At 28.5% G+C, this 17,291-nt stretch carries 16 protein-coding genes; 2 read left to right on the top strand and 14 right to left on the bottom strand.

The window, feature by feature from the left end; genetic code table 11:
- Nucleotides 1–45: 45 nt before the first annotated feature.
- The 4 genes from D4Z93_RS04615 to D4Z93_RS04600 all read right to left on the bottom strand — a co-directional run bounded on the left by D4Z93_RS04615 (nucleotide 46) and on the right by D4Z93_RS04600 (nucleotide 2,899).
- Nucleotides 46–798 carry a zinc ribbon domain-containing protein gene (locus D4Z93_RS04615; protein ID WP_119970794.1) on the bottom strand — a complete coding sequence of 251 codons (753 nt, stop codon included), beginning with the start codon at nucleotides 796–798 and terminating at the stop codon, nucleotides 46–48.
- 29 nt (nucleotides 799–827) lie between these two features.
- Nucleotides 828–1,256 (bottom strand): zinc ribbon domain-containing protein, encoded by a 429-nt coding sequence (locus tag D4Z93_RS04610; RefSeq protein WP_162920256.1) that lies wholly within the window; start codon nucleotides 1,254–1,256, stop codon nucleotides 828–830.
- Nucleotides 1,257–1,273: 17 nt separating this feature from the next.
- A complete protein-coding gene (locus D4Z93_RS04605; RefSeq protein WP_119970790.1) occupies nucleotides 1,274–2,059 on the bottom strand; it encodes an FxLYD domain-containing protein in 786 nt (261 codons plus the stop codon).
- Nucleotides 2,060–2,332: 273 nt separating this feature from the next.
- Nucleotides 2,333–2,899, bottom strand: a complete 567-nt coding sequence (locus D4Z93_RS04600) for a recombinase family protein (protein ID WP_119970788.1) — start codon at nucleotides 2,897–2,899, stop codon at nucleotides 2,333–2,335.
- A 373-nt stretch (nucleotides 2,900–3,272) separates the two neighbouring features.
- Between D4Z93_RS04600 and D4Z93_RS04595 the strand changes: the two genes are divergently transcribed.
- Complete coding sequence (locus tag D4Z93_RS04595) at nucleotides 3,273–5,165, top strand: SIR2 family NAD-dependent protein deacylase (protein ID WP_119970786.1); 1,893 nt, start codon at nucleotides 3,273–3,275, stop codon at nucleotides 5,163–5,165.
- 356 nt (nucleotides 5,166–5,521) lie between these two features.
- Here D4Z93_RS04595 and D4Z93_RS13310 read toward each other — a convergent pair whose 3' ends face one another.
- From D4Z93_RS13310 to D4Z93_RS04575, 5 genes are all read right to left on the bottom strand, one after another.
- Complete coding sequence (locus D4Z93_RS13310; RefSeq protein WP_199798411.1) at nucleotides 5,522–5,800, bottom strand: hypothetical protein; 279 nt, start codon at nucleotides 5,798–5,800, stop codon at nucleotides 5,522–5,524.
- Complete coding sequence (locus D4Z93_RS13305) at nucleotides 5,797–5,979, bottom strand: hypothetical protein (protein ID WP_199798410.1); 183 nt, start codon at nucleotides 5,977–5,979, stop codon at nucleotides 5,797–5,799. Before D4Z93_RS13305 ends, D4Z93_RS13310 begins: the two co-directional genes overlap by 4 nt.
- A gap of 39 nt (nucleotides 5,980–6,018) precedes the next feature.
- Nucleotides 6,019–6,342: a hypothetical protein gene (locus tag D4Z93_RS04585; protein WP_119970784.1), complete on the bottom strand. Its 324-nt coding sequence runs from the start codon at nucleotides 6,340–6,342 to the stop codon at nucleotides 6,019–6,021.
- A 106-nt stretch (nucleotides 6,343–6,448) separates the two neighbouring features.
- The gene (locus tag D4Z93_RS04580) at nucleotides 6,449–6,826 is read right to left on the bottom strand and encodes a hypothetical protein (RefSeq protein ID WP_119970782.1); all 378 of its coding nucleotides are present in this window, start codon (nucleotides 6,824–6,826) and stop codon (nucleotides 6,449–6,451) included.
- 99 nt (nucleotides 6,827–6,925) lie between these two features.
- Nucleotides 6,926–12,115, bottom strand: coding sequence for a transglycosylase SLT domain-containing protein (locus D4Z93_RS04575; RefSeq protein WP_162920255.1), 5,190 nt, complete (start codon nucleotides 12,113–12,115; stop codon nucleotides 6,926–6,928).
- Between the two features lie 58 nt (nucleotides 12,116–12,173).
- Here D4Z93_RS04575 and D4Z93_RS04570 point away from each other — a divergent pair, with 58 nt between their 5' ends.
- Nucleotides 12,174–13,667 carry an ISLre2 family transposase gene (locus D4Z93_RS04570; protein WP_119970197.1) on the top strand — a complete coding sequence of 498 codons (1,494 nt, stop codon included), beginning with the start codon at nucleotides 12,174–12,176 and terminating at the stop codon, nucleotides 13,665–13,667.
- Between the two features lie 267 nt (nucleotides 13,668–13,934).
- Here D4Z93_RS04570 and D4Z93_RS04565 read toward each other — a convergent pair whose 3' ends face one another.
- The 5 genes from D4Z93_RS04565 to D4Z93_RS04545 all read right to left on the bottom strand — a co-directional run bounded on the left by D4Z93_RS04565 (nucleotide 13,935) and on the right by D4Z93_RS04545 (nucleotide 17,289).
- Nucleotides 13,935–14,378, bottom strand: coding sequence for a helix-turn-helix domain-containing protein (locus D4Z93_RS04565; RefSeq protein WP_119970778.1), 444 nt, complete (start codon nucleotides 14,376–14,378; stop codon nucleotides 13,935–13,937).
- Nucleotides 14,371–14,625 (bottom strand): hypothetical protein, encoded by a 255-nt coding sequence (locus D4Z93_RS04560; RefSeq protein ID WP_119970777.1) that lies wholly within the window; start codon nucleotides 14,623–14,625, stop codon nucleotides 14,371–14,373. Before D4Z93_RS04560 ends, D4Z93_RS04565 begins: the two co-directional genes overlap by 8 nt.
- A complete protein-coding gene (locus D4Z93_RS04555) occupies nucleotides 14,625–15,422 on the bottom strand; it encodes a tyrosine-type recombinase/integrase (protein WP_279220971.1) in 798 nt (265 codons plus the stop codon). The genes D4Z93_RS04560 and D4Z93_RS04555 overlap by 1 nt, the downstream gene beginning before the upstream one ends.
- Before the next feature lie 283 nt (nucleotides 15,423–15,705).
- Entirely contained in the window at nucleotides 15,706–16,446 is a 741-nt protein-coding gene (locus D4Z93_RS04550) for a YebC/PmpR family DNA-binding transcriptional regulator (protein ID WP_119970775.1), read from the bottom strand.
- A 186-nt stretch (nucleotides 16,447–16,632) separates the two neighbouring features.
- Nucleotides 16,633–17,289 (bottom strand): YigZ family protein, encoded by a 657-nt coding sequence (locus tag D4Z93_RS04545; RefSeq protein WP_119970774.1) that lies wholly within the window; start codon nucleotides 17,287–17,289, stop codon nucleotides 16,633–16,635.
- Between the last annotated feature and the right edge of the window lie 2 nt (nucleotides 17,290–17,291).

The raw sequence follows: 17,291 nt of genomic DNA, 5'->3' as shown, positions 1-17,291 counted from the left end.
TTGTCATTCAAAACTATGGTACATTATTTTAGAAAACCATTTGACTTATTTAACTTTTTCAATATCTAAAGAACTATTTATTTGGGGAGATTTTTTAAAATAGTATTCAACTTTTTTACAGTTGCTAAGTGCTTCCTTTTCGCTAGCTCGAGTATTCATTGGAAATGACACTTCTACTACACAATAATTATGTTTTGATAAATCTATTTGTTGTAAATGTTGCTTAGAAATATCTTTCCCATTTAGTTCAATTATCTCTGGACTTAACCAATCAAAATTATTATCCATCTTTTCACCTTTAAAAGCTGATAGCTCCTTATCATTATTTAAAACTAAAGAAAAATCTTGTGGTTCTAAATTTATACTTTTATCACCATTATTTTGAATTAATACAAACAATTCTATTACAACTTGCTGAGGTTGCAAATTAATTGTCGTTGGTAAAAGTCCATCTTTTCTATGTGAAATGCTGCACCATCCTGTAACATTATCTTGATTACCCTTAAATACAACATTTTTTTCTTTAACAAAATTACTGGTGGGAATAGGTGTTGATATTTTTAAAACTTTATTGCTAGAACTTTTAACACTTAATTGTGATTGTAATTTGAAATATACCTCAACGGCCACAGTCGAAATTACTACTAATGCTAATATCATAAATACAATTAGTTTTATCGGCAATCTTTTCTTAATCATATCATTTTTAATTTGATTATTATAACTTATTGGACTTCCACATTTTTTACAGAAGTTATCGTTCTCTGATATTTTTGAACCACACTTATTACAAAACATTTAAATTTACCCCACTCTCAGAACTTTAATTAATTATTTTTATGTTTTTTAAAAGTACTTGAAAATACTATAGCTAAAATACTTACGCCTAATCCTCTAGCAAACATAGCAAAACCTTTTAAAGCTCTCCCAACATCTTGATAATATACTTCCGCTAGTGATGTACCAGCTTCAGATCGAAGCGTTATCATATCGTCTCCAGCTTTACTTATTTGTTCTGCTGAAATAAAAAATAATGCACATCCTATAATTGCTAAAGCAATAAATATTTTAAATATATTATTTTGAGCATTATTTGATGATATTTCTTTAACCTTATTATCATTGCTTGTTTTATTAATATGTGATTCATCATCCATCATAAATTTCTGTTTATCTTTTATTCTTAAATCACTTCCACATACACTACAAAATAAACTATCATCTTCAATTTCACTTGAACAATTTGGACAAATCATAATAAACATCTCCCACCTTACTTATTTTCTTTTATACCAACCACTTTATATTTAGAAACTCTATCTTGATTTATAACTGGTGCTTTAAAGTTCCAATTTTTATCTCCTTCTAAATTATTAATATTCGCTAATGTACTCTCCACCTGATTACCACTTGCATCATATAAATTTATATCTACTTCAACATAGCTATAAGAATCATTTGATAAATTTTTTATAGTACCACACACATGCCCATCTGAAGAGTAATCATTTTCCAATTCTAACATTCCATCATCAGATGTTAATTTACCTGAAGTATTAGGATGTTGCACAGTTTCAGTTTGTGTGGCTGTATTGTTATCAGTTTCAGAAGTAGCATTATTATCTTGTTGTGTATTTGTACTACTATCATTATTTTGATCAGTACTTGTACTACTATTATCATTTTGTGTACTTACCTGAGATATAGTATTTTTACCAACTTGAGAATTTTCTTTGTGACTAAAATTACCAATAACTATAATTGCAATTATACCTATAATAATTGATCCTACTATAACTTGTTTCTTTTTAAATTTAAAATTTTGTTTTGTTGATAAAGAATTTCTAATATAACATAATCCAGTTAATATTAGCATTAAACCAGTTAGTGCCAAAATACACCCTAATACTAGTAATGTAATTATAAATACCTTATTATTAAGCAAAGCAATATTTGAACTATTATTTTTTAGATAATTAAACATTGGAGCAAATATTATAAATGCTATAGTAAGTATCACTAATAATGCATTGGTAAATTTAGTAAGTTTATTTTTCATAGAATATGATCCCCCTCATATATTTATGTCCATTCATAATTTATTCATATTATCAGTATTCTACAATTTATAACTAACTCCTCCTAAAATTCCATATTATATAACATTAATCTATAAAGATACAAATAAAAGCATCAAATTCCACAACATAAATACATTACCATTTTTAACTTAATGTGTGAGTTAATGTACTAGAGCGCTTTTAGATAAATTCAACCGCTAAAAAATTGTAAAATACCCCCTACCACTATATAGGTATAAAAAAAGAAGGTATTATTTCCTTACCTTCTCATACTCTTTGACTAACTTATAAAATGTATTTCTTTTAAGTCCCAACTGTTCCATAGCTTCATTGCCTTTTAACTCTCTATTCTTCCACTTTGTATAAACTTCTTTCCAATTGCTTGGATACTCTATTTTTTTTCTACCTTTAAATTTTCCTTGTGCCTTTGCTATTGCTATACCTTCTCTTTGTCTTTCTAATAAGTTAGCACGTTCAAATTCTGCTATTGCTCCTATCATAGTTAACATTAATTTTCCTGTTGCTGTAGATGTATCTATATTCTCCTTATTGCTTACTAAATGTATTCCTTTTGCTTGGAGTTCTTCTACTATGTTTAATAAGTCCTTTGTACTTCTTGCCAATCTATCTAAACTATGAATATATATTGTATCGCCTTCACGTGCAAAATCTATCATTGATTTTAACTCTGGTCTATTTGTATTTTTGGCACTCACCTTTTCAGTAAACCATTTATCAATATCACGTTTTTTTAATGCTTCAATCTGCCTTTCCTCATTCTGCTCAACTGTACTTACTCTTACATAAGCTATATTCATATTATTGCTTCCTTTCCTTAACTTCTTATCTATATTATATCAATTTGTTTGTTTTAAGTCAATAGCTATAGTAAACAAATGTTTATAAATTATTAAAGCAATTCTATATAAACACTTTTAAATATATTTTGCTTATTTATTTAGAGTATACTTCAAGTAAACAATTGTTTTTTCCTTTCAAACTGTAAAAAAGTTATTTTTGAATAGAAGAAATTTCTACTTTTGTACAATTTAACACATTATGAATATATTATGTTAAAATATTAATTGATTAATGATTAGTAGATTAGAATTTATGAATGCGATTCTTACAAAAACAAAAGGCATTAGTAATATTAAAACTAATTATTGTATAACAATATTGGAGGTATAAATGGAAGCATCATTATTAAGATTAATAAAGAAAATAAGAAATGAAGAAGTTGTTCTTTGGGCAGGAGCAGGTATGTCTATTTATGCAGGTGTTCCATCTGGTGGTAAATTAGCAGAAAAAATTATCGGTAATGCAGAAGAAGATGAAAAAGATATTTTGAACAACAAAAAAGCTTTATTACAAGATGTAGCTGAAGAATTTGTGCAAATGAGAAATGGATCTAAGAATGAATTATTTCAAATAGTTATGGAACAAGTTGTAAAGGAATATAAAGATATCCATATACATGAAATGGTTACAAAAATACCTCAAATTCGAACTATAATTACAACTAATTATGATAGATTATTTGAACAAGCTTATGGAAATAATTGTGAGGTAGTAATTCATAATCAGAATATTCCTTTTGCAAAAAATCGTAATAAAGTAAAGTTATACAAAATACATGGAGATTTTTCATTTCCACAGTCAGTAATGTTAACAAGGTCTGATTATAATAATTTTTTTCAATCAAAACAATTAGAACCATTATGGGATATTGTAAGAGCTATCATTGCACAAAATACTATATTATTTGTAGGATATTCTCTTGAAGATCAAAATATAGAAGTAATCTTTAATCAAATAATTGATAAGTTAGGAGATTTTCATTGTGAAAGCTTTTTTGTATCTCCAAAATTACCTCTATATAAGCAAAAAAATTTAACTAAAAAACATATACAATATATAGACATGACTGCTGAAGAATTATTTTCTAACATTAAGAGTGAAATTGATAAAAATATATTACTAGATTGTAAAAATGGAACAATTGGCATAACTACTGCACAAAAAATATTACGAGAAAAAAGTATTAGTGTAAATTTTAAAGTAGATGACTCTATAAAAATATCCTCAATAAAAGCTACTGATAATTTGCTCTTTACAGGAAGTTTAAAATTAAGAACTGATCTTGATAAATCAATAAAAGAAAATTTTTATAAGATTATATCTGGTAAAAAAGTTGGAACTGTTATTCTTCCAGAAGGTAGTTTATTAAATTTAAAACAAGAACTAAAAGGAATAAATATACCTTTGGTTGATGATTGGTCTAAAATTCAACTTGAGATTAAAACTACACCAAACGAAAAAATTGATACAAATTTAGTTTCAAGTAAGAGTGGAAATATATTGGAAAATGTAAGAGCCGAATTATATAAATTAAATAATAAGGTTATTGTTGAGTTTATTCATACGTCATTAAGATTACGTTTAGATTTAGATCTTTTAAAAGAAGAAATGAACTTCAATTTTGAATATGGTAAACTAACTAATATTATTGAAGGAAAAAAACTCTTATCAATACTAAATAATTGGATAAATGATGATGAAGAACTATTGGTATATAATACCTGTTCTAGCAATGTAATATTTACTATTCCGAGTATTCCACAACAAATTAAAGAAGAATCTAAAAAACATATAAAATGGTTGAACAATCTTTGTAACAATTTATTTGATATTCAAAATTATTACAAAGTGAACTTTAAATTTCCTGATAAAATTACTAAAGAAGATAATGATAAAATTGAAAGAGCTGTTATGTTTATAAAAAATCGTAAAGTTGCCTGTAACAATTTAAAAGTTACACTAGATTTTAATGAATCGTGTGATATTTATAAATATATCCAAATGGGGAATAAGGAATGTAAATTATCACTAATATCAGCGGAAAAAGAAAGTTTTGAACTATTTGGAGTAGAATTAGAAATTGGAAAATATGCTATTGAAGTTAATAATCCATATTTTGAAAATTTGGAAGAAATTCAAAAGATGATAGAACATGGGTATACTAAAATACCTGCAATTATAAACAGTAAAAACAATGAAATGTTTACTTTTTATAAAATTTGATCTAAGGGTATAAATAAAACTTACTATAAGTAAATTTTAAAAAAATCTAAAGAAACAAATAACTACTTTTATTAACCTATTCATATTAATTTAAATGGTGTGAAGCTTTTTCTACAAATTACCTTCTATAATAAGTTTTTAAATCTCTGCAACCATTGATATGACTACACTTCCTCGATAAGCACCGATAGTCACTAAAAAGTGTGTATCGAGTGAGCTTAGTTATATCAACGGCTACAGCTACTTTTTAGTCAAATGTAATCGTATCCACAAAAAAATCACTCTGCGGTGTGAGTACATGTGATTTTTTTTGATATATATGTATCAATTCAATTTAATTTTCTATAATTACCTTTTTAATTAAATTTTGAAAAATCCTTTACAATATATTGTTCAAACCTTGGCAAAGCATATTCTTCCTCCTTACCAGTTTGTTCATTTTTTCTTTTACCATTAAATTTAATACTAGTTTTTCCTTTATTTTTTCCATTTTTATTAACAGTACAATTATTTATATATTCTTCAGAAGACATTATCCATACTGTTTCTAATCTTTCTGAATAAAATATAAAGAAATAATTTTTTCTTTGAGGAACTATTGTATTTGCAAATAAAGCAGCATCTCCAAATTTCACATCTTTGAACGTGATTTTATTTGTATTTCACAAAAAGTATCACAACCTTTTCTAACAATTACATCTGTATCATGATCATTCACTATAGGTATATAACAATCTAGTCCATATTTTAACATTTTGCCAATAATATAATGTTCCATTCTTTTGCCAAAACTCATTGCATTATCATTACTCATAAATAGCATCTTCCCCGCATGATTACTTTTATATTATAATTAATTTATGCCATTATAATTTAACAATTTATTTATATAATCAGCGCAATCCTCAGCAGTCATCACTATTTTATATTTTTTTCTAGTATCTTTTACTATATATTCATTTTTATCAGAGAATCTTAATACAAGATTATTTATTATATTTATAATACGATATTCTCGTCTAACTAATATATCAAAATTCCTTGGATGTTGAATGCATATTATTTCATTATTATCTAAATTTAATATATCATTTTTTGTTATTTTTCTATTTTTAATTTTTATACACTTAGCATTATTTAATTTTTCTTGTATTGCCTCTATATATGTTTTTGACACTCTAATTACCTCCTAAAATTTAATAATTAAAGCCTATAATTTATTTTGAATATTAAATTTGTTATTAATATAAAATTACACCTAATTACCAAGATTATATATATCTTTAATTTATCAAATAATATATACTTAATTTTATATCTGAAAGCACCATGTTTCTAAAATATTTAAAAAATTGTTCACACCATTTAGCAGAATTTACATCACCTTTTTTTACTGCTTTATCATACATTGAATTATAAATATCAAACATTTTTAAATTTTTTACTTGATTTAAATATGCTTTTATTGCTTCCTGTACATCTTCCCTTTCTATCCAATCATTCATAGCAGTTTCATATTCTACTTGTGTCATACTTTTTATTTCACTATTATAACTTTTTTCACTACGATCTGAATCAACATACCACTTAACAAAATAGCATATCTTATTAACATTCGATTTTATTAATTTTTTTATATCATCATTTACAGCTTTTTTCATATAATTACCTCTTTCTTATTAAAATTTTTTCTACAAAATAAAGAAGAGATATATTGCAATCTCTTCTTATGCATCATATAATTATTGATATTATATTTATTAATATCCAAATCTAAAACTAGACATAAATTGTCTAACAGGACTATTATTTAATTCTCTTATAAAGCTTTCTCCATCAATAACGCCTGGTAATTCAATTTTATCAAATGAATTAGTTACGTGTACTACTGTTGGTTGATTATTACTTTGACTATTTACTTCAGGCATATTATTTTTAAATGTTGGCAGCAAAGACATAATATTATTTTTTAAATCAACACTTATTTCTGGTATTTTATCTATACCTATATCACTCATTGCTTTAGCAAATTTTGATGCTTCAGCTATATTTTTAGTATCCCCTGGATTTAAAAAGCTCTCTGGTTTACTTGGACTACCATCAACCTGTGCTAATCCTGTGTAATTTACTAATCCACCATCTTTATACTTATATAAATCACCTGCGTCATGAATAGGGAAATATCCTTTTCTAGCCAAGTCCTCTTGATATAATCTATTAGTATCGTATCTGCTTGAACCAGCTCTACCACTAAAACCAGTACCAGATAAAATTCTTATAGTGTCACCATATTGAACTTGAAGTATTGCCGCGTCTGAACCTGTAGCATATTCTATTGGCCTTGTATCTACATTACTTATGTGTGTTGGATTATAGGAATCCACTTGTACCCCTGCTTCTGCTGCCGCTTCTAATAATTTATTGAATGATTCTATAGCTTCTTGCACATGGTTATTAACTGTGACAACAACTCTATTCATACCAAGGTTAGTTACGTCACAAATATTATTCATACTTGCAATAACTGTATCTAAATTAGTATTTGCACCAACCTCTATACTATAGCTTTCTTTTGTTTGAGCATCTTGAATTAATACTTTTTGTTTTTGTGTACTTTGCTGTACATTTTTCTCCATATTTTGATTGTATTTTTTAACATTTTCTAAATCTTCATTCCTTGCCTGTTGTAATGCTTTATTTGTATCACTTGCCGTTTGACCATAAATTCTTCTTGCTTGAGACTGATTAACTAAAGTATTAATTTGCGTTGTAACTGCTTCACCACCTAAAATCCAGTCACTTGACTTCATTTGAACTTTAGTTGGATCAAATTCCTTAGATGCTATATCAATCAAGTTATAATACGTACTATCCAATGTTTTTTTAGCATTTTCTAAATCCTGACCGCTAGCATACACATTCCTTTTAGTACTAATCTCTCTATCTAAGGCATTATTTTCAACTTGTTCTGCTGTTGCACTTCTATCTGCTCCTGCTAATCTAGTAGCACCATTTAATGCTAATCCTTGTGTATTTGCTTGTGTACCTATTACTATATCACCTGATTTGGTATGTAAATTCTCCCAATCCCTTTCTGTCCATCCATCTGTAGATATATATGTATAAGCATCACCATAAGTTGCTTTAGCATTTAGCATATCCTGCCCTGCTGCATAAATAAAATGTTTGGCTCCTTGTTTTTCTGACCATTTAGCTATTTTTTGATTAGTTTCATTCCTATCTTGACCCCATAACCTAGTACCAGTACCATCATTTTGATTTTCTGTAACTCCATATGTAACACCTGCACCACCAACAATTAAATCATTATCACTTAATTTAATTGCTTTACGCTGTTCATCTGTCATAATACTAATATCTTTATATGTATAACCATTTGTACCTAACATAGCTTTAGCATTTTCAAGATCTGCATCTGAACCATATACAATATGTTGTGTAACTGTTGGTTTTTCTGGATTCGTAATACCTGTAATACTATTTTGTGCATCACTAAAAGTAGGATTTAATTTATTCATTTCAGCTATTTGTTTTTCAACATTTTCTGTTATAACATTAGTAATATCAGGAAATGTCTTGTTATATAGATTAGATATTTGATTTAAACTATTTTCAACAATTGTAGCAATATCAGTTTGACCATTCTTAAATAATTCTCTCTGGTCATTAAACACATTTTCTATATTTGTTTTAATACGTTCCATTGTTTCCTGTCTCATTGATACTTCTTCTTCAAGTTTTTCCTTTTCGTCATTTAAAGTATCTCTATCATGACTTTGTTTATTCTGTCTTTCCCAATCATTGTCAGATATTTGTTTATCACGTAGATCTTTTTCATCTTGGTCAACCAACTCTTGGTTTGCAACATATGTAAACTGCCATTCACCATTTTTATTTTTAGTTAACTGCTGAACAGTTCTATTTTCTTGGTCTTCCTGTAATTTCTTTCTAGCTTCTTCAAGATCTAATAAATTTTTATTCCTAGTTTCCTGTTCCTCAAGATTTTGTTCTTGCTTATCCATTAACTTTAATTGAGCATCAATAGCATTTTCTTTAGCTTTAGCATCATCTTCAAATTCCTGCTGAGTTTTACCACCATAAATAGATTGTTGTGCTATATTTAAAACTTGATTCTCAGCCAATTCTTCTGATTTCTTAGCATTGTCAATTCTATCTTTCTTCAATTCAGATTGTTTTTGTAAAGCATCGTTAATTTTGTCATTATATTCAGTCCATACTTCAGAACCCTGTTCAAATTCATTGCGTAAATCTTTCCATAAACTAATTTGATCTTTATATGCTTCATTCTGTTTCTGTAAATCATTATCAATTTGATTATAATAATTCAATTTTTTATCAAAGTCTTCAATGGTCTCACCATTTGTTCTTGAAGAATCAGTTTTACCATTCAATATATCAAGTTCATCATTTATATTTTTTATATCATCTACATAATTTTTTAATTTATTTTCTAAATCAAGTTCATCAATATTCACTCGCAGAGTTGCAATGGTCTTTTTAGTTTCCGCTATGCTATCATTTATTGTTCTTATTTCTGAGTTCCATACTTGCTTTGTAGTATCATTTTTTTCTTTATTTAATAATTCTGTTACAACATTAAATTCATCTTCTTCACCAGCTAAAATATTTTGTTGCTGTATTAATTCTTTTTCAGTTAAATCTAATTTATCTTTATAATTATTTTTATCTTTTGTATCAAGTAAATCTATTTGTTTGTTTAATTTATCATATTCATCCTGATAAATTTGAATTCTTGATTGATACTCTGCTTTAATCCATTCATCAAATATCGAATGTAAATTTTGAATAGTTTGCTTTTCCGTATCCATTAATTCAGCCATATCTTTATTCAAAAATTCAAGAATATGTTCATTATAGCCACCTTTAGTAATAGCATTATATAAATATTGTCTTTTTTGTTCCATAACACCATATTCATCATTTATATTCTGCCATTCAGTTTTTAATAATTTAACTTTTTCTTCAGCCCCATCATTATACATTTCAGATTCTGTTTTAGCTATACTTATTTTCTTTTGCCATTCGGTAATTTGATCATCAAATTCACCCTCCTTGGCTTTTATTTCCTGTTCCGTAATTTGATCAATTTGCTCTTTTAAACTGTCAATATTGCCTTGTAAATTTTCTGCCTGAGATAAAATACTTTCAGCGCCAGATTCATATGTACTACCTACACTTGCCGTACTATCATCAGTATTATCTCCATTTTTTAATTTACTATATGTTGACATAACTCTGTTATAATAAGCTTCTGTGCCTTCACCATATCCTTTAATTCCGCCTTTTAAACTTCCTGCCTGATTAACTCTAGTTCTTAAATAAGAGGCCAACGCATAAATAGATGCTTCTGGATTAGCCCTATTTGACAATCCTACTTCTCTGGCTGTACTTGCTAAAAATTGTCCTAATCCTGTAGCTCCAGAACTCCTATTATATGCATTAGGATTAAATCCGCTTTCTATTTCTATTATGGAAGCAATTAAAGTAGGATCAAATCCATTTTTTGTAGCTGCATCATTTATCCAATCTGAATATTTCCCTGTCCATTTTGTACCACCAGATGTAACATTGCCTGAGTACCCACCTGACATACTACTTAAATTATTAGCATAATCTTTTCCAGCAGCAGATGCTTGTTGTGTTAATGCTAATTCTTGTTGTAATAACTCCCTTTTCTTTTCCAGGGTTTGAATATACTTTTCACTATGGTCATTTAGAGTGGTTAGCTCATAGTCATAATCCTTTACGGAATTTTCTACTTCTTTTATCTGATTATCATAATCTTTCATTGCATTAGTTGCTTCCTTTACTGCTTGAGTAGCTTGTTTTTGTGCTGCTGTATTTTCCTTAGTTGCAGAGGTAGCATTTTCTTCAGAAGGTGTATAATCATTATTATTTTCATCTGCATTTCCTTTGGTAGCATCAGTTACTTTCGTTGTAGAATTATATATGTTATCCAATATAGCTATAGTATCATTATCCCTTGCTTCAGCAAATCCAACCGCTTGATGATGGCGTGCTATATCTCTTTTATCATCTTCATTGGTAGTATTTTCGTATTCCTGTTTTAATTTTCTTTCTTCTTCCTGATACATCTTAACTCTAGCTTCAATTTGCTCATAGGTATATGTAGTGTCATTTTCTTGCCACGTCATTTTTTTCTTTGCTGCTTCCATTGCAGTTTTAGCATTTGTTTGCATTTCTTTATTTTCTGTTTTCAACATCTCAGCATTTTTATTTAATAACCCGGCATTTGTAATTGTTACATTCCCATACTTATTTTTTGAAATTGTTAATCCCTGTATACTATTTGCTAAATCTTCAGATAATTGTGTCATTCTTTCCTTTTGAGTAGAATTCTTATTTTCTACCTCACTAAGTTGCTGATATTCTTGTATTTCTTGAAGAGTTTTATTATTTTTATCTTCTTTTGCTTTAGTTTCATCTTGGACACTCTTTAACATATTAATATTACTTATTTCATTTTGAGAATTTGCTAAAGTGTCGGCTGACACACCAGCATCATCCATAGCTTTCTTTTCTTCTTTTAAACTTTTAGTAATAGAATCATATTTTGCTTGTGCCTTTATTAAATTAGCTTCATTTCCATTTGTTGGACTTTTATCATATTTATTTGCTGCATCATCTAATGTCTTTTTAGCTTTTGCTTGTTGAGCAACTAGATCATTTATTTTCTTTTTCTGTGCCATCAATGAAGCTGATGCCGATTTGATTTCTTCATTAGAATTATCTTTCATGGCCTGTGTTAAATTTTCATAAGAAGATTTTAAATTGTCCGTTTTCTCCTTAGAGTATAATTTTAGTAGGCAAAGGTAGTAATAATTACTGGTTAAAATAATAAAGGAGATACAAAAAGTATCTCCCATGTACATAAAAATCCATTATAATATAAGTTGATAAGACTATATAGAAATGGGTGAGATTATGTACAATTTAAACGATACTTTAAGTTTAAATGATAATGAAATAACTTTCAATAGTTTAGAGAAAAAAATATATAAATATGCGTGTGATACAGCATGTGAAATTCTAAGAGAGGTGCTTTCGCACCTGGACCGGAGGTTAATGGATGAAAGAGATGCCGAAATATATAGAAATAAAGGATTAAGGCATACGTGTATAAAAACTATTATGGGAGATGTAGAATTTGACAGACGTATATATGAATACAAAACTGATCAAGGGAAAAAGGCATATAAATTCTTACTGGATGAATACTTAAAAATGGATACAATAGGCCATATTTCAAGCACTTTAGTAGAAAAAATAGTAGACAATGTAACCAATGTGTCTTATAGGAACACTTCAAATAATATTAAAGAACTGGCAAACCAGGAAATCAGCCATACGGCAGTATGGAATGTAGTACAAAAATTAGGTTCTAAAATAGAAGAAAAGGAAGAGAGGAAGATACTGCTGAATAAAATGGGAAAATTAAAGGGCTCAAGGGAAGTTAAGGCCTTATTTCAGGAGATGGACGGCATCTGGTTAAGCATTCAGGGGAAAGATAAACCTAAAGGAAGGAAGTCTAAAAAGAAAGAACTTAAGCTGGGAGTAACTTATGAGGGCTGGAAAAAGAGAGGTGGCAGAAAAGACGGCTATGTAGTTCATAATAAAACAGCATGCGCCAGCTTTGGAACAAGTAAAAAATTCAAGGAACTTAGTGATGCCGCCATTGCAGAAGTATATAACACAGATGAAATAGAAGTAAGAATTTTGAATGGGGATGGTGCCCCATGGATAAAACAGAGCATGGGTGGAGAAGGCGTATATTTTCAGTTAGATCCATTCCATAAAAGTCAGGCAGTACTGAGAAATATGGAGGATAAAAAGGAAGCATATAAACTCATGAAAATGCTGCATGACGGAAAAATAGATAAGAGTTTTGAATACTTAACAGGTCTTATGGTTAAGTATACTAATAACGAAAAAAAGTTTAAGAAATTAGAAAAACTGTATACATATCTCTTTGAAAATAAGGCAGGATTAGTGCCATATCACTTAAGAGAAGAGATAAAGATGCCGGAGGCACCTGAAGGACTGGAATATAGGAATTTAGGCACAATGGAGCATAATATTTGTGACATACTGGCCCAGAGGATGAAAGGGAGAAAAATGAGCTGGTCTATAAAGGGTGCAAATAATCTGGCAAAAATACTGGCAGAAAAAGCTGGTAAAAGAATATACCAAACAATCGATGAGATATGTTCAGGTTCTATTTCAGATGATAAACTGGAGAAAATAAAAGAGGTTATAACATTAACGGCAGCTGATGTTAACAAGAAACCTAAGAAGAGCAGGTATTACCATATACATAAAGCAGGGATACCATTTACAGGCTGCGCCGTAACCAATGGCAGAAAAGCGATACAGAGCTTTTTTCAGGAAAGAAATCTCAGTGAACTGGTTTATAGATAATTTAAAAACTCGGGATAAAAAGTTAACAGGATAAGTGCGCCCTTCCGGGCTGTGGACGGGGCCATACGGGAAGAAAAATATCAACTGAATTTACAATGGAAATTTTAAAAAATAAAATTGCCCACTTTAACTTGACACAAACTTAATAAAACCAAATCTTTAAATTTTTAAAATTTTGGTATATAATATAGATAATTAACAAATTCCATATAATTTTTATTTGACCTTTAAATACGTTGTATATTTAAGGGTCTTTTACTTTGCTTTTTATTCTATCAATTTACTAGAATCATAATTGTTATTACCTAACAATTGATTTTCTAATTCATTAAAATTATATTGTCTTTGAGGGTAGTTATTAAATAAACTTGGTTTTTTAACAGGGTAATTCTTAACTTTTTCAATAGTTTTTTTTACCTTATTTACTACACCTTCCACCTTAGTGGACACTTCTTTTTTCAGCATAGTATATATATTGCTAATAGAGCCACGTCTACGCACTTTTATAAATTTAGCTTTAACTAATTCATTCAGCCCTCTTTGAACAGTCCTGACGCTCTTATGGAGTTTTCCAGCGATATATTGTTGTGAAGGATAACAACAATCTTTGTTTCCGTAGCATAGAGATAAAAGAAAATTATAAATTCTAAAACTGTTATCCGAGATGCTGGAGGTAATAGTAGGATTATCAATAACCGTATAATTAGTCATTATATTCTACCTTCCCTACCATAGCTTCAAACATATCTTCTTCTATTGTAAAATATTCTACTGATATACTGCTCTCATATTGCAATCCTTTATATACCCTAAATCGAGGTATATTAACGCTTGGCAATTTAGTAATAACTATATACATTTCTAAAAATTCAGAGGTAATTTTATGTTTTTGGAAAATAATTTTTTGTGTACTATCACACAATTCATTTATCATACTAAAAATTTTTTCTTTTAACATTATTTATCACCCCTTCTATTAGATTTTAGATTCATGAGAGGTGATGTTTTTATGCTCATTTGAATAATGTCTTTGTCCTTAATTGATTGTAAATATCTTTTTGTTATAGAAATATTTTCATGACCGAGGAGGCGGCTTAGGGAATAAACGTCTAATCCATTTCTTAGTTGAGTTTGGGCAAAATAATGACGTATTGTATGAGGAGAACATCTTATCTCTTTTCTGACGTTTGCTTTTTCTCCAGCAATTTTAATAATTCTTTCTACCGCTTCAACTGTTAAAGGTTTTGCTCTATTGGAAAGAAAATAATTATCATAATTTAAATTTTTATCTTCAAAATAAAAATTCTTAATTCTTTCATATTTTATCATCATCTTCTTAAGTACAGGAGATATTGGTACATATCTTTCTTTGTTACCTTTACCTAATATTCTTATAATAGTTTCTCTAACATCTGTAATCTTTAAATCACATAATTCTTGGTTTCTAATACCAGTATCAGCAAACGTGGCTATTATAGTTTTATTTCTTGCATTTAAAAAATCACTATAATTAAACACATTTAACATTCTATTTATTTCGTTACTATTAAAAGCATTAATTACAACTTTACCTTCCTTTTGCCAATTAACTTTTAATGCTGGATTAACATTTAAGTATTCTTCATCTGTAGCATATTTAAAAAATGCACGTATATTTTTAAGTATTCCATTTATATAAGTAGGTTTTCTACCTTTTTTCTGTAGATATACTATGTATTGCTTTATGTGCAAATGCGTTACTTCTTCTAATTCAATAATGTTATATTTATTTTTTAGTCAATTATGAAATAAAGCATTATTATTCCTATATCCTTTTTGTGTTTTAACACTATAATTTTTAATTTTAATTTCAAATAAAAATTCTTTTAAAATATCACTTAACAACATAAAAAACACTCCCTGTATATTTTTTTGTTATACAAAGAGTGTTTTGTTTATCATAATTCACGATAATAATTTTATAATATTTATCATAATACAAAAACCATAATTAATAAACATTCAAGTTTTTGCTATATGTAAAATGCCTGCCAACCCTTTATTCTTCAAATTCATCAGGAAATTCAGCATTGTGGTAAACATCCTGAACATCATCATCATCTTCAAGTTTATCTATAAGTCTTTGTACCTTTGCAGCATCTTCCATATTTACAGAAACCGTATTATCCGGAATCATTGTTACCTGAGCAGATATAAATTCATACCCCTTTTCCTCCAGATTTTCTCTGACTGAAGAAAAATCCTGAGGTATGGTTATTATTTCGAATACTTCTTCTAACGATTGAAAATCTTCGGCACCAGCATCTAAAGCTTCCATCATTATTTCATCTTCATCCATTTCATCTTTTTTCTCTATAACTATTTGACCTTTTTGCTGAAACATCCAGCCTACGCACCCATTAGCTCCAAGATTTCCGCCATGTCTTGAAAATGCAGTTCTAACACTGCTTGCTGTTCTATTTTTGTTATCAGTTAAAGCATTTACTACAAAGGCAACTCCACAAGGTCCATATCCTTCATAAACTATCTCTTCATAGTTTACACCATCCATTTCACCTGCGCCTTTTTTTATTGCCCTGGTTATAGTGTCCTGAGGCATATTATTGGCTTTGGCTTTTGCTATAACATCCCTTAATTTGCTGTTTGACTCAACATTTGAGCCACCAGCCTTAGCTGCAATTGCCAATTCTTTGCCAAGTTTAGTAAATATCTTTCCTCTTTTAGCATCATTTTTCCCTTTTTTAGCTTGTATATTATGCCATTTTGAATGTCCTGACATGTTTATTCCCCCTAACGTGTTGTTATATATTATATTAAATCTTAAAAGTTCATATTATTTGTATTAAACAAACTTTTTCACATAAATATTTAATGTAATTTGTAATTTTAGGTCATGCAAAAATACCTAAAACATTATATCATACAAATCATGATAAATACAAACTAATTGGAAGTAAACCCTGAGTCAGTATAAATTAACAGTTTTAAATAATCTATTTTCCATTTTGAAATAATACTCTTCATCTTGAATCTCAATATCACATTTTCCGTTTGTAGTTTCAACAACTGCATTTTTGACATTATCTATATTATCTGTCTCAACGTATATTGTAGCTTTAACCTTATCTTTATAATCCATATTTTCTATAGTCCATAATTTTTTTTCAAATAAATACTTTATTTTGTCGATCATATCATAATTGATAGTTATATTTAATACACTCCCTCTTACTTTTTCTACTATACCACCTTCCTTCACAGCCATTGCTGCAGCTTTTGAATAAGCTCTAACAAGTCCACCTTTTCCAAGGAGTATGCCACCAAAATACCTTGTGACAACAATTACAGTATCAGTTATACTATTCTTCTTTATAACGTCCAAAACCGGAATTCCTCCTGTTCCTTGAGGTTCACCATCATCACTATATCTCTGTATCCCTAAATTTTCTCCTATGATATAAGCATATACATTATGCCTTGCTTCTTTGTTTTTACTTTTTATCTCATATATAAATTTTTTGGCACCTTCTTCATTTGAAACTCTTTTTACACTACCTATAAATACTGACTTTTTTTCTTCAAACTGTGCACTTTTTTCATCTTTTATCGTGAAATATGCCATAA

The organism is Clostridium fermenticellae, assembly GCF_003600355.1.
Classification (GTDB): domain Bacteria; phylum Bacillota; class Clostridia; order Clostridiales; family Clostridiaceae; genus Clostridium_AV; species Clostridium_AV fermenticellae.
This window is presented reverse-complemented; position numbering and strand designations above follow the sequence as displayed.

What these genes read in the sequence shown, in the direction of transcription:
- D4Z93_RS04615 (WP_119970794.1), bottom strand. Translation starts at nt 798, where the DNA reads ATGTTTTGTAATAAGTGTGGTTCAAAAATATCAGAGAACGATAACTTC.
- D4Z93_RS04610 (WP_162920256.1), bottom strand. Translation starts at nt 1,256, where the DNA reads ATGATTTGTCCAAATTGTTCAAGTGAAATTGAAGATGATAGTTTATTT.
- D4Z93_RS04605 (WP_119970790.1), bottom strand. Translation starts at nt 2,059, where the DNA reads ATGAAAAATAAACTTACTAAATTTACCAATGCATTATTAGTGATACTT.
- D4Z93_RS04600 (WP_119970788.1), bottom strand. Translation starts at nt 2,899, where the DNA reads ATGAATATAGCTTATGTAAGAGTAAGTACAGTTGAGCAGAATGAGGAA.
- D4Z93_RS04595 (WP_119970786.1), top strand. Translation starts at nt 3,273, where the DNA reads ATGGAAGCATCATTATTAAGATTAATAAAGAAAATAAGAAATGAAGAA.
- D4Z93_RS13305 (WP_199798410.1), bottom strand. Translation starts at nt 5,979, where the DNA reads ATGAGTAATGATAATGCAATGAGTTTTGGCAAAAGAATGGAACATTAT.
- D4Z93_RS04580 (WP_119970782.1), bottom strand. Translation starts at nt 6,826, where the DNA reads ATGAAAAAAGCTGTAAATGATGATATAAAAAAATTAATAAAATCGAAT.
- D4Z93_RS04575 (WP_162920255.1), bottom strand. Translation starts at nt 12,115, where the DNA reads ATGGGAGATACTTTTTGTATCTCCTTTATTATTTTAACCAGTAATTAT.
- D4Z93_RS04570 (WP_119970197.1), top strand. Translation starts at nt 12,174, where the DNA reads ATGTACAATTTAAACGATACTTTAAGTTTAAATGATAATGAAATAACT.
- D4Z93_RS04565 (WP_119970778.1), bottom strand. Translation starts at nt 14,378, where the DNA reads ATGACTAATTATACGGTTATTGATAATCCTACTATTACCTCCAGCATC.
- D4Z93_RS04560 (WP_119970777.1), bottom strand. Translation starts at nt 14,625, where the DNA reads ATGTTAAAAGAAAAAATTTTTAGTATGATAAATGAATTGTGTGATAGT.
- D4Z93_RS04550 (WP_119970775.1), bottom strand. Translation starts at nt 16,446, where the DNA reads ATGTCAGGACATTCAAAATGGCATAATATACAAGCTAAAAAAGGGAAA.
- D4Z93_RS04545 (WP_119970774.1), bottom strand. Translation starts at nt 17,289, where the DNA reads ATGGCATATTTCACGATAAAAGATGAAAAAAGTGCACAGTTTGAAGAA.